The 12,511-nt window shown below is 68.6% G+C and carries 11 protein-coding genes; 3 read left to right on the top strand and 8 right to left on the bottom strand.

The genetic code is table 11. The annotated features are described in order from the left end of the window. Positions 1-109: 109 nt before the first annotated feature. Positions 110-1,057 (bottom strand): DMT family transporter, encoded by a 948-nt coding sequence (locus AB0E56_RS06845; RefSeq protein WP_359797693.1) that lies wholly within the window; start codon positions 1,055-1,057, stop codon positions 110-112. A 34-nt stretch (positions 1,058-1,091) separates the two neighbouring features. Between AB0E56_RS06845 and AB0E56_RS06840 the strand changes: the two genes are divergently transcribed. After that, a complete protein-coding gene (locus AB0E56_RS06840) occupies positions 1,092-1,745 on the top strand; it encodes a helix-turn-helix domain-containing protein (protein ID WP_359797692.1) in 654 nt (217 codons plus the stop codon). Continuing rightward, a complete protein-coding gene (locus AB0E56_RS06835) occupies positions 1,742-2,494 on the top strand; it encodes a GDSL-type esterase/lipase family protein (RefSeq protein WP_359797690.1) in 753 nt (250 codons plus the stop codon). Before AB0E56_RS06840 ends, AB0E56_RS06835 begins: the two co-directional genes overlap by 4 nt. On the opposite strand, the gene AB0E56_RS06830 is transcribed toward AB0E56_RS06835, so the two are convergent. Next, on the bottom strand, positions 2,463-2,831 hold the full coding sequence (locus tag AB0E56_RS06830; protein ID WP_359797688.1) for a hypothetical protein: 369 nt from the start codon (positions 2,829-2,831) through the stop codon (positions 2,463-2,465). The two genes, AB0E56_RS06835 and AB0E56_RS06830, sit on opposite strands and share 32 nt — an antisense overlap. Positions 2,832-2,906: 75 nt before the next feature. Here AB0E56_RS06830 and AB0E56_RS06825 point away from each other — a divergent pair, with 75 nt between their 5' ends. Continuing rightward, entirely contained in the window at positions 2,907-3,272 is a 366-nt protein-coding gene (locus tag AB0E56_RS06825) for a hypothetical protein (protein ID WP_359797687.1), read from the top strand. A gap of 78 nt (positions 3,273-3,350) precedes the next feature. On the opposite strand, the gene AB0E56_RS06820 is transcribed toward AB0E56_RS06825, so the two are convergent. The 6 genes from AB0E56_RS06820 to AB0E56_RS06795 all read right to left on the bottom strand — a co-directional run bounded on the left by AB0E56_RS06820 (position 3,351) and on the right by AB0E56_RS06795 (position 12,462). Continuing rightward, complete coding sequence (locus tag AB0E56_RS06820) at positions 3,351-7,541, bottom strand: PQQ-dependent sugar dehydrogenase (RefSeq protein WP_359797685.1); 4,191 nt, start codon at positions 7,539-7,541, stop codon at positions 3,351-3,353. A gap of 188 nt (positions 7,542-7,729) precedes the next feature. Beyond that, positions 7,730-8,482 (bottom strand): ABC transporter ATP-binding protein, encoded by a 753-nt coding sequence (locus tag AB0E56_RS06815; protein ID WP_183150887.1) that lies wholly within the window; start codon positions 8,480-8,482, stop codon positions 7,730-7,732. Continuing rightward, positions 8,472-9,236: an ABC transporter ATP-binding protein gene (locus tag AB0E56_RS06810; protein WP_183150888.1), complete on the bottom strand. Its 765-nt coding sequence runs from the start codon at positions 9,234-9,236 to the stop codon at positions 8,472-8,474. Before AB0E56_RS06810 ends, AB0E56_RS06815 begins: the two co-directional genes overlap by 11 nt. Then, positions 9,233-10,348 (bottom strand): branched-chain amino acid ABC transporter permease, encoded by a 1,116-nt coding sequence (locus AB0E56_RS06805; protein WP_244632132.1) that lies wholly within the window; start codon positions 10,346-10,348, stop codon positions 9,233-9,235. Before AB0E56_RS06805 ends, AB0E56_RS06810 begins: the two co-directional genes overlap by 4 nt. Further along, entirely contained in the window at positions 10,332-11,216 is an 885-nt protein-coding gene (locus AB0E56_RS06800; protein WP_359797682.1) for a branched-chain amino acid ABC transporter permease, read from the bottom strand. Before AB0E56_RS06800 ends, AB0E56_RS06805 begins: the two co-directional genes overlap by 17 nt. 7 nt (positions 11,217-11,223) lie before the next feature. Then, positions 11,224-12,462 carry an amino acid ABC transporter substrate-binding protein gene (locus AB0E56_RS06795; RefSeq protein WP_359797680.1) on the bottom strand — a complete coding sequence of 413 codons (1,239 nt, stop codon included), beginning with the start codon at positions 12,460-12,462 and terminating at the stop codon, positions 11,224-11,226. Positions 12,463-12,511: the final 49 nt, after the last annotated feature.

Raw genomic sequence — 12,511 nt, 5'->3', positions numbered from 1 at the left:
TGCGGGCGGGGGCTAGATCGCGGTGCCACCACACCTTCGCCGATCGCTCATCGGCCTCTCGTCGATCCGCCGGACGCGCGGGAACTGCCTGCCCGAGGGCGGAGGGGCGTCACTTCCTCGCAGATTCCGCCGCCATCGTAGCACCGCGGTCGGCGTCGTCCCGCCCCCGCGCCTCGCTCACGAGCACGGCAGCCACACCGGCTGCGCACAACCCGAATCCGAGGACGGTCACCGGGGTGAGGGGCTCGCCGAGGAGGAGGGCGCCCGCCGCCGCGGTCGTGGGCGCGATCAGGAAGAGCAGGGCGTTCAGCGCCGCGATCCCGACCCGGCGCAGCAGCCACCAGTAGAGGCCGTACGCCGCGAGCGTCGGGAACGCCGCGGCGAATCCGGCGGCGAGCCAGAAGGGCCCGGAGGCCGGCGGCACGATGTCGCCGGTCAGCACGGCGATCGGGACGAGCGCCACCGCGGTCGCCGTCACGTGGATCGTCAACGTGACGAGCGTTCCCGTGCGCGGAGCGGACCGCCGCTGCAGGAAGGTCGCGACGATCAGACAGGCCATGGCAGCGGCGGGCCAGAGATACGCGGCCGGATGCGTGCCGGAGTCTTCGAGCTGGGAGCGGACGACGAGCACGACGCCGACCGCACCCGTCAGGAGCCCCGCCCACTGCGCCGCGCGCACGCGCAGGCCGAGCAGCGGGCCGACGAGGACGGCGACGACGAGCGGCTGGACGGCATCGATCAGGGCGGTCGTACCGGTCGCGACCCCCGAGGCGATCGCGGCGTACACCGCGGTGCAGTAGCCGAACTGGGCGAACAGCCCGATGAGCGCCTGGCGCCGCACGTCCGCCCTCGTGATGCCGCGCGCCGCGCCGGTGAGCCCGACGACGACGAGCAGGATCGCGGCGAGCGGGACGAAGCGCCAGACGAGGAGCGCCAGCGGCGAGATCTCGGACGGGGCGATCGCGGGCACGAGGAAGCCGGAGCTCCAACTCACCACGAACGCTGCGGATGCCGCCACGGTGACGCCGACCCGAAGTATACTGACCTGTTTACTCATCTCGATTACTATACAGGTTGGTATACTCGTTGTCATGGCCGTCCCCGTCCCCGAACTCGCCCCCCTCACCCCTGGCGCCTCCCGGGTGCTCGACGCCGCGTCGCGGCTCTTCTACGAGCGCGGCATCCACGCGGTGGGGGTCGACACCATCGCCGACGCGGCCGGCGTCACCAAGAAGACGCTGTACGACCGCTTCGGCTCCAAAGAAGCGCTGGTCGTCTCGTACCTGCAGCACCGCGACGCGCGCTGGCGGACTCACCTCGTCGACCACCTCTCCCGCGTGCCCGAATCCGGAACGGATCGGGTACTCGCCGTCTTCGATGCGGCGATCACGTGGTCGGAAGAGAACAGCCCGAAAGGGTGCAGCGCGATCAATGCGCGCGCCGAGATCGGCGACGGGCACGACGGACACCCCGTCTTCCCCGAGGTGGCCCGCCAGAAGGCCTGGCTCCTCGACCTCTTCACGACGCTGTGCCGCGAAGCGGGCTGCGCGGATGCCGTACTCACCGCGCAGGCGATGATGCTGCTGTACGAGGGCGCGATCGTCACGGTCGGCATGGAAACCTTCGCCCAGCCGTTCCACGTGGCCAGGCGCCTGGCGGCCTCGATGCTGGAGGACGACGGCGCAGCGCGACGCGACGGGGTCGAGCCCCCGCACCGGGGAGGATCCGCGGGAGCGGTCGCGTGAGCTCCGGGTCGCGGTATCGAGGAGGCCTCTGCGCACTCGCCATCGGCGCGACCGCACTGCTGGCCATGACCGGCACGGTCGCCCTGACGTACCGGCGCATCATGTATCCGCCGGTCCCCCGTGTTCGGCAGGACCGGATCCACGTGGCGGCCGTCGGCGACAGCAACACCTACGGTGCGGGCGTGCTGTTCCGGGGCCGCGCACGTCGCTCGTATCCCGGACGTCTGCAGCAGCTCCTCGGCGAACGGTACCAGGTGCTGAACTACGGCGTGAACCGGCGGACACTCCAGCACGACGGGGACTGGCCCTACGACGCGACGCCGTCCGCCGAGGCTTCGGTTCGGGTCGGGGCGGACATCGTGCTCATCATGCTCGGCTCGAACGACGCCCGCGGCGAGAACTGGAACGCGGCGCGCTTCGAGTCCGAGCTCGTCGCGTTCGTCGAGCGCTACCGTGCCGCGGGAGCGACCGTCCACCTGCTGACGCCTCCCGTCGCGTTCGAGAACCGTCGCGGCGTCTCCGCGCGGACCATCGAAGCGGAGGTCGTCCCCCTCGTTCGACGAGTGGCGCGCGCACGCGACATCGGCCTCATCGACGTCTTCGAGATCACCAAGGCATCGGTCGCGAGTCACCCCGACGGCATCCACCTCGACGCCCGGTCGAGTGCGATCGTCGCCGCAGCGGTCGCAGAGGCACTCGCGCTGCCGTCGCCTCCGCTCAGCCGCAGAACGCCGCGGTCGAGTCCTTGAGCTGCTCGATGGCCTCGATGGTCTCGGGCGCCTGCAGGTCGGTCATGCCGCCGATCGTCGCGGCGCCCGAGCGGATGAGATCGCCCAGCCGGCCGTCGACGTTCTCCGCGAGGCCGTCGAGCGACGCGACGAGGTCATCCCGCGCGGCGTCGGCCTGTTCCGCCGAGACCTCGCCCTGATCCAGCAGCGACTGGTACCGCCCGTAGGCGTCGTCGATGGTCGTGCACGTCGCCGCGACATCGATGCCCATGGCGTCGCCCGCCAACTGCGTCACCTGCGAGCATCCCGCGAGAAGGCCGACAGCGAGGACGAGGGGGAGGACGACGATTCGGCGCATGCCCCGAGGGTAGCCGGGGTTGCTGGGGCGAGCCTGGCCGCCCTGGGCGCAGGCCCGACCTGTAGTGTCCCCTTCATGCGTGTCTTCAGCGGCATCCTCCTCTGGCTCGTCGCGACCGTGAGCGGCGTGATCGGCGCCGGCTGGTTCAGCCTCGCCGGACTCGGCTGGGCGGGCGGCTTCATCGAGAGGAGCTACTGGGACGACGAGAGCGGGATCGGCGTCGCGTTCGGGATCTTCGGCCTGGTGGTGTGGCTCGGGCTGCTCGGCGCCTCCTTCGCGGTGCTGCGAGGCGGTGCCTACCCGGCGACCCGTGGGATGCGCATCGCGTCGGTCGTGCTGACCGTCGTCAGCGTCGCGGCGGTCGTGACGGCGTGTGCGCTCGCGATCGGGTGGCCGGAGCCGCCGAGCGAGTTCCCGACCCCGCCCTGGAACCGCGCCTGAGCACACGCGGTCGGGCTCGGCGCACACGCCGCGGGCAGGAGGCGGAATCCGCCTCCTGCCCGTGGACCTGCCGAGCCGCTATCCGCCCGCGGACACCAGCGTGAACGCGACCGTCGTGGCGTTGCCCGCCACGTCGTACACGACCAGCGTGTTCGTCCCGGCCTTGGCACCGAAGGCTCCCGGCTTCACGAAGTTGAGGTCGGACCAGACGTTGTCGGTCAGATCCTTCGTCACACCGTTCAGCGTGAGGCGATCGATCTTGCCGGCGTCGTTCAGCTTGTACGAGACGAGGCTGTAGGTCCCGTCCGCGCCGACCGTGAACTGCGCTCCCGTCTTGACCGTGACAGTCGGCGCCGTCACGTCGAGCGTGAAGGTCACGGTGGTGGCGTTGCCGGCCACGTCGTACACGACCAGGGTGTTCTTCCCGGCCACGGCGCCGAACACGTCGGGCTTCACGTGGTTCAGGTCGGACCAGACATCGTCGGTCAGATCCTTCTCGACCCCGTTGAGCGTCAGCCGATCGATCTTCCCCTCGTCCTGGAGCTTGAACGACACCCGGCTGTAGACGCCGTCGCGACCGACCGTGAACTCCGCGCCGCTCGTGACCGTCGCCACGGGTGCCGTGGTGTCGGTCTTCGCCGCCGTGACGGTGAGGTCGCGGAGGCGTCCGAAGTTGTCGAACGAGCCGAAGCCCACCCGACCCTCGGGGAACGTCTTGTCGTTCGCGGTCATCAGGGGGGTGTCGAGCCCGTCGACGTAGACGGCGATGTCGCCGCTGTCGGCGCACCGCACCAGGCGCACGTCGTGCCACTCCTCGTCGGTGACGGCCGGCGGCGCGCCCACGGTCCCGTCCCACTGGTCGTCGATCCGCTCGCGGTCGGCCTTGTTCACCTTGAAGATGCCGTTGTGCGGGTAGATCGAGTTGTCCTGCGAGAGGTGCGCGTAGTAGTACTCCGTGTCCGACTTCCAGCCGAACACGATGATCACATCGCGGTTGTTGACCGACGCCTTCTCGTCCAGCCGCACCTCTCCGGTGAGATCGAACGATCCGAGCTCCGGCCCCTCGGTGAGGACCGCGTACTCGAACGGACGGCGGATCCCGTCGTTCGGGTTGGTACCCGCCTCGGTGAGCACGATCTGGTCGCCGGGGAAGTCCCACTTCGCGGGTGTCCGCGGCGCCCAGTCCTCCTCCGACATGACGTCCGAGAGGACGACCCCGTCCGGTGTGCAGGTCGGTGGGGTCGGCGGCTCGACGGGCGGCACGGCGTACAGCGCGTATTGCGCGGCGATCTGTTCGGCCGTCGGGACGGTGTCGAGCAGCATGATGTCGTCCATCCGACCGTTGAACGGGTTGGCCTCGCGCGTGTTCTGCGGGAAGCTGCCACCGATCTTGATCCCGGCCGGTGCGGTGTCGGATGTGGATCCCGAACCCCACGGATTGGCCGCGGTGTACTTCCCCGCGAGCTCCTCGCCGTTCATGAACAGCTTCATCTCGCCCGCCGCGAAGTCGAAGGTCGCCGCGAGATGGACCCACTGCCCCTTCTTGAGGATCTCGTTCCACGGCAGGTCGGCGGCGAACGTCCAGGAGCCGGCACCGTCGACGCGGCGGCCGAGGGCGACGAGCTTGAGTTCGCCGTCGACCGTGATCACCTCGAGCAGCGCCCGCACCGCGTGTCCGTCGGAGGTGCCGGTGAGCACGCCGGCGAGACCGATCGCGTTGTACACGTCGTCGGGGTTCGCCGTGCCCGAGTTCGGAGCGGGGTGATCGCCGGTCGGCTTGAACCAGCCCATGACCGATGCCTTGTCGGTGCCCGCGAACGCGTCGAGCGAATCGACGCCGTCCGCGTCGTAGATGCCGGCCTTCCAGTCGTCGTTCGATGCCGTCCGCGGACTCATCTGCTGGGTCTGCAGTGCCTCTCCCGCACCGGGGTAGGCGCGGTCGGCCACGCGCATCTCCACCCCGCCGTTGATCAGCGAGATGTCGGTGCCGGAGCGCCCCTGGTCGACCTCGACGGTCGGCTTCGCGGCATCCGGGTGATCGAAGTCGTGGTGCGTGACGACGTTCGGAGCGAGCGCCGGAAGGACGAACGGGTTGCTCGGCTCATCGACCTCCCGCGCGCCTGTCACCTTCCAGATCTTGCCGTTCGCCTTGGAGACGAGGTAGAGCTCGCCGTCGGCGTCGGAGCCGAATCGCAGGTCGACGCGCTTGTCACCGACCAGCTCCTGGAACGTGGTCTCCTCGCCGTCGGCGAAGACCCGCAGCTCCTCGATCGTGGCGAGGTCGTCGATGTCGCCGTCGTTGCGCACCATCTCCTCGGCATCCGTGGACAGCACCCAACCGCGCACCAGGTCCGTGAAGAGGTACCGCCCCTGGAGTTCGGGGATGTCGCCGCGGTAGACGAATCCGCCGTTCACGGCCACTCCGGCGTCACCGGTCTGACCGGGGTCGCGGTTGTGATCGTAGGCGGCCACCGGATAGGTGAACCCGTTCTCGGCATCGTCCTCCGGAAGCGGGAAGATCTGCCGGTTGTCGGCCAGGAACGAACCCTCGCGCACCGACCAGCCGAAGTTGTCGCCCGGCTCGACGGCGTACACCGACTCGACCTGCCATTCGCCGATGTGGGCGAGGTACATGGTGTGGTCGCCCTCGGTATCCCAGCTGATGCGGTGCGGATCGCGCATGCCGACCGCGTAGATCTCGGGCAGCGCATCGGCGTCGTCGACGAACGGGTTGTCCGCCGGCACGCCGTATTCGCCGTTCTCGCTGTCGTCGCCCGTGGGGTTCACGCGCAGGATCTTGCCCTGCGGTGTGGCGAGGTCCTGCGGGTTGCCGTTGCCGACGCCGTTGCCGCCGTCTCCGACGAGGATGTAGAGGTTGCCGTAGTCGGCGTCGCCTTCTTCGACGGTGGGGTTGAACGCGATCTGCTGCACGGTGTGCACGCGACCGGCGAACGGGATGCGCATGACCTCCCGGTGCGTGCCGGAGAAGGTCTCCGCCGACGGGTCGCTCGCCTTCCACTCGGTGATCACGCTGTGGAACGCGGTGGTGCCGAACGCCGGGAAGTCGGGGGTGTCCTCCGTCAGCGCCGTGCCGCCCTCGGTGTGAACGGTGTAGAACAGACCGTTCTCGGCGAAGTCGGGGTGGAATTCCGCGGAGCCGAGACCCGTGCCCAGACCTGCACTGTTGTGGAAGTTGTCGATGAACTCGTTCCGCACGTTGAGGTACGGCACGTACTCGCCCGACTCCTTGTCGACCAGGTACAGGATGTCGTTGTTGTCGGGCACCATCAGCCGACCGGAGTCATCAGGCACCTCGTCGAGGTGCGTGATGCGGTTGTGCCGCACCAGCCGCTGATCCTGCGTGGCCGGGGTCGTCTGCGACTTCGGCAGTTGCGCGAGCTCGGTCACCTCGATGCCGAGGTCGGCGAGCGCGGGATCGGGGAGCGGGTTGAGCAGCGGCTCGTTCGCCGTGCCGCCGGGGGCGCAGTCGCCGGGGTTGCCCGTCGCGATCGCGAGGTTCTCCCCCGTGGTGTCGACGGCGACGTCGTCGAGCAGCAGACGACCGGTGCTCGTGGCGCCGTTCTTCCAGAAGAACCGGTCGAGTGCGCCGTTCACCGCCTGGCGGAAGCCGAACTGCTGCTCGGTCCCCTCCGGGAGTCGGGTCCGCTCCTCGTACGCGCCACCCTGGCTGTACACGGTGACCTTGTCTGCCGCGTTGTCGGCGACGATCCACACGCACTGCCAGGCGTCCTTCGACCACACGCCGGCGGGCTTGAACGCTCCCCCGTCGCGCACGCGCAGCACGTCGTCGTTCTGGTTGTTCACATAGGCACGACTGTTCACGTAGTCGTTCGGCGCATCCACGTCGGTGAGGCCGAACGACGTGTCGACGCTGCCGGTGCGCAGGAACCGGAAGAAGAGCGTTCCGGTGGTGCCCTCGGCGATCGCCGGGATCGCGCGATACGACTGCTGCCCGCCACCGACGGACTCGACGACCTGGTTGTTGCCGTTCAACGGGTCGGCGATCACCCGCGGAGCGGCGGAAGACGTCCATCCGTCCTGCCCGTTCAACGCGACGCGCTGGTACGCCTCGAAGTCGATCAGCTCGGTGAACGGCTCGGCTGCAGCCGCGGGGGCTGCGGTGAGCAGGGCACCGACGACGGTCGCGGCCGCGACCACGGCCGCCGCGCGTCGCAGACCGGAGGATCGAGGTGGTGGGGCGGCCGATCGGATGCTCGCGCTCGCTGGTCGCATGGTTCGTTCGTGCATCGGAAACCTCTCAACGTCATCGTCGTGCGGTGTCGTGCCGATGGGCCGTGCTCCTTCCCCGGGGCGGCACTGCAGCGGGGAAGGGTCCTGCGGTCTTGCAACTCAGGGCGTAAACGCTTTCGCAAGCGCTTCCGCCGAACGGACGAGAAAGGCGGGAGGAGGCATCCATCGCCTCCCCCCGCCCTGGTTCATCCCGCGTCGGGAACGGCCGGCTTGCCGCCGAGATACAGCGCGGCGAGGGTCGGATCCGCGAGCAGCTCGGATGCCGGACCCGAGATGTGCACGCGCCCGAGGTCGAGCACGCAGCCGATATCGGCGGTCTCGAGCGCCCGCCGCGCGTTCTGCTCCACGAGCAGCACGGCGGTTCCCGCATCGCGCATGCGCACGATCTGCTCGAACACCTTCTCGGTGGTCTTGGGGTCGAGGCCCATCGACGGCTCATCGAGGAGCACGACCTTGGGGCTCACCATGAGCGACCGCGCGAACTCCACCTGCTTCTGCTGTCCGCCCGAGAGGAGCCCCGCGAGCTGCTTCCACCGCTCCCCCACGATCGGGAAGAGGTTCTGGACGAACTCGACCCGCTCCTGGATGACCTTCTGATCCTTGAGGGTGAAGGCGCCGAGCATCACGTTCTCGCCGACCGTCATCTCCCGGAACACGCTGTGCCCCTGCAGCACGTGCGCGAGTCCGTGACGCAGCATCGACTGCGGTCCCTCCCCGGTGATGTCGCGGCCGTCGACGCGGATGCTCCCCGACCGGGGCTTGAGCATGCCGCTGGCCACCTTGAGCACTGTCGACTTGCCGGCACCGTTGGGTCCGACGAGGCAGACCACCGATCCTGGCGGCACCTCGACGGTGAGTCCGCGGAGCACGAGGGCCGCACGGCCGTAGCCGGCTTCGATGTCGCGCAGCTCCAGCAGGTTCTTCGCTTCAGACTCCAAGGTAGGCCTCCAGGACTCGAGGGTCTTGCTGGATGATCTCGGGGGTTCCCTCGGCGATCTGACGCCCGCGGTCGAACACCACGACGTGGTCGCACAGACTCATGACCATCTCCATGTTGTGCTCGACGATGATGAACGTCTTGCCCTCCTCGTTGAGCTCGCGCACGAGGGTGGCGATGCGTCCGATCAGGGCGGGGTTCACCCCACCGGCCGGCTCGTCGAGCATGATCGTGTCGGGCTCGCCCATGAGCACGCCCGCCAGCTCCAGCAGCTTCTGCTGGCCGTAGCTGAGGTTGCGCGCCTCGGCGTGCTCGAGGTGATCGATGCCGACGCGTCGCAGCCAGCCGCGCGCCCGCTCCAATTCGTCCGGATCGTGTGCCGAGCGCAGCTGCTGGCGAATGCTCGTGCTGCGCACCGCCACGAGCAGGTTCTCCATCACGGTCATGCGCGGGAAGACCCGGCAGAGCTGGAAGCTGCGGCCGATGCCGGCGCGGGCGATGCGGTCGGGCGACTTGCGGGTGATCGCCTGCCCCCGGTAGCGGACCTCGCCCGAGTCGGGCTTGATCATGCCGGTCACGCAGTTGAAGAAGGTGGTCTTGCCCGAGCCGTTCGGCCCGATCAGGCCGTTGACCTTGCCCTCCTGGAAGGTGACCGTCGCCCCGTCGACGGCGGTGACGCCGCCGAAGGACTTGGTCATCTCGACCGTGCTCAGGCTCTCGAGCGTGCGGGTGGACTGTGCCGTTGGGGCGTTCATGACGACGTCTCCTTCGTCGAGGCATCCGCTGTTCGGGCCCTGTTCTGCTCGAGCAGCTCGCCGGCGGTGACCTCGCGGATCGACGCGGCGTTCGACGACCGGGTGAACAGTCCCTTCACGGCGGGGATGATCCCGTCGGGCATGAAGAGCACGACGATGCCGAGCAGGATGCCGGTGGCGATGAGGTGGAACTGCGTGTCGCCGAACTCGAGCTTGAAGTACTCGAGCGCGATGCCGACGACGACGGCTCCGAGCAGCGGGCCGAAGAGGTTGCGCACTCCGCCGAGCAGGGCCATCAGCACCATGTACGAGCCGATGAGGATCGAGAACTGGAAGATGGGGTCGAGGTCGCCGAACCACAGCGCGTAGAGACCGCCGCCGAGCGACACGAACAGCGCCGACAGGACGTAGGCGATCAGCTTGTACCGCGTGGTGGGGACGCCGAGGGCCTGCGCCTTGTCCTCGTCTTCGCGGACCGACTTGAGCGCGGTGCCGAACTTGGACCGGTCGATGATCCACCACACGACGAGCGCGAAGGCCAGCAGGCCGGCGAACAGGTAGTAGAAGATGCGGTGGTGCTCGGGTCGCAGCACGTCGAACGGACGCGGGACGTTGAGCCCCTCGGAGCCGCCGGTGACCTCGCGCCAGCTCTGGAACACCAGCAGCATGATGAGGACGAAGGCGATCGACACGATCACGAACGAGGCGCCGCGCACCCGGAGGGCGGCGATGCCGATCGGGATCGCGATGATCGAGACGAGCACCGCCGCGAGGATCCAGGCGACGAATCCCGGCAGATCCAGGTACTTGATGAGAAGTCCCGTGCCGTAGGCGCCGAGGCCGAAGTAGGCGGCATGCCCGAGGGAGATGTATCCCGTGAAGCCGCCCATGAAGTTCCACCCCGTCGACAGCACGGCGTAGTTGAGGATGACGACGCCCGCCGACAGGATGTACGGGTTGGGGGCGATCAGCGGGAAGGACAGCACGAGCGCGGCGCCGACCACGAGCAGGACGAGGCCCACCCACCTGCTCGACTTCCGCCGCACGGGGGCGGGCGGGGCGACCACGACCGTCTCGGTGGCGATCGGCTCTCTGCTAGAAACGCTGGGCAAGACGACCTCCGAAGAATCCTTGCGGACGGAACATGAGCGTGGCGAACAGCGCGACGTAGAACACCGTCTGCGCCCACGTCGGCCCCAGTGGGAGCTGGAGCAGGCTCTGCGCGACCCCGAGGACGAGGGCCGCGATGGCTGCTCCGGGGATGCTGCCGAGGCCGCCGACGACGATGATCGCCATCAGCGGGCCGATCCAGTGCCAGTGCAGCGAGGGGTAGATCGTGGCGTCGAGCGAGAGCGCGGTGCCGCCGATCGCCGCCGTGGCGAGTCCGAGTCCGAATCCGTAGCCGGCGACGCGGTCGGTGTTGATGCCGACCAGTCGCGCGGCTTCGGGGTGCTGGATCGTCGCGCGCAGCGCCTGCCCGAACTTGGTGAACTTGAGCAGCACGAACAGCAGGGCGAGCGCGACCGCGGCGAGGCCGAAGGCGATGAGCTTGACCACCGGCACCTGCGCGCCGAAGAAGTCCAGACTCGCACTCGCGTACGGCAGCGGGATGCGGCGCTGGGTGCCGGAGAAGAAGAACCCGAGCGCCCCTTCGATGATGAGCGCCACCGCGAAGGTGAGCAGCACCGACATCATGGTCAGCGTCAACGGCTTGAGCCTCGACACCAGCAGACGTTGCATGACGACGCCGGTGAGGAAGAACAGCGGCACCGTGACGACGAGCGACACGAGCGGGTCGATCCCCGTCTCGCGGTTGAACCACCAGGCGAGGTACGCCGCCAGGATGAGGAAGGCGGAGTGCGCGATCATGACGACGCGCATGATTCCGAAGTACAGCGTGAGCCCGGCCGCCAGGAGGGCATAGAGCCCTCCCAGCAGGACGCCGAGGATCAGGCTTTGCAGCAGCAGTGCTCCACTCACGTGCGGATCACCACGTCGGCTTCGGGTACAGGAAGTCGGCTTCCTTCACGTCCTCGGGGAGGACGATCAGGATCTCGCCGTCGATCCACTGCTGGATGAGGTGGGCGCCGGTGGGCTTGCCCGTCTCGTCCCAGCTGAGGGGTCCGACCACGGTCTCGACCTCGTTGTCACGCAGCCAGTCGATGAGCTCCTGCTGGCATTCGCCCTGCTCGGCGCATCCGACGGCCTCGACGGCTGCGGCGACGACCTGTCCGGTCGTGTACGCGTTCGCCTCGTCCTCCGCCGGCGGGTTGCCGTGCATCTCGGTGTACTTCTCGACGAATTCGATGTTGCTCGGGAACTGCGACTTGGGCGAGTATCCCGTCGGGGCGAGGATGCCCTCCGTCGCTCCGCCGATGGCTGCGGCGAACTCCGGGTTGGTCGGGGCGGTCGAGAACGCGGCGAGCTCGGGCTGGTAGTTCAGCTGCTGCAGGGCGATGATGAGGTTGACCGCGTCCTGGTACTGCGTGCCGCCGATGACGATGTCGGCGTCGGACTGCGCGATCTTCGCGGCGATCGTGGAGAAGTCGGTCGTGTTGGGCGGGTAGACCTCGTCCACGAGGATCTCGACGCCGGCCTCCTCGAGCTTGTCCCTGAGACCGTAGGCGGTGCCCTGGGCGAAGGGGTCGTCCATGGCGGCGACGGCTGCGGTCTCCGGGCGCTGGTCTTCGGGAAGAGCCAGCAGGTAGTCCGCGAGGTTGTTGTAGTGGTCGTTGGCGATCGCGGGCGCGGCGTAGAAGAGGTTGTCGAAGCCCTGCTCGAAGACCTCCTCCGCGGCGCCGGCCGGCTCGACGAAGAGCATGCCGTACTCCTGCGCGACGCGGGCGGAGGGGACGACGAGCCTGGTCGAGAACGGACCGAACACGAGGTCGACGCCGTCCTGCGCGATCAGGGACTCGTAGTCGGAGACGACCCGGTCGGCGTTCGACTGGTCGTCGAGGATCTTGAGCTCGACCTGGCGACCGAGGAGGCCGCCGTTCTCATTGACGATGTCGCGCCACGCTTCGTAGCCTCGCTCGACGCCCTTGCCCGGCTCCGAGAAGTCGCCGGTGAGCGGGAGGGAGATGCCGATGACGATCGGATCGTCGGAGCCGCCACCCCCTTCGCCCTGGTCTCCGGTTCCGGAACAGGCCGAAACCGTGAGCGCGGCGATCGAAAGCGTTCCGATCGCGGCAGCGATCCGTCGACCGTGTCTGGGTGCAGTCATCCGAGTCTCCTACGTCATCGTAGCGAAAGCGCTTTCGTAAGCGCTTCCG

It is taken from the genome of Microbacterium sp. NPDC028030 (assembly GCF_040637855.1).
Classification (GTDB): Bacteria; Actinomycetota; Actinomycetes; order Actinomycetales; family Microbacteriaceae; genus Microbacterium.
Note: the sequence above shows the minus strand (reverse complement) of the source record. Positions and strands in the feature narration are given on the sequence as shown.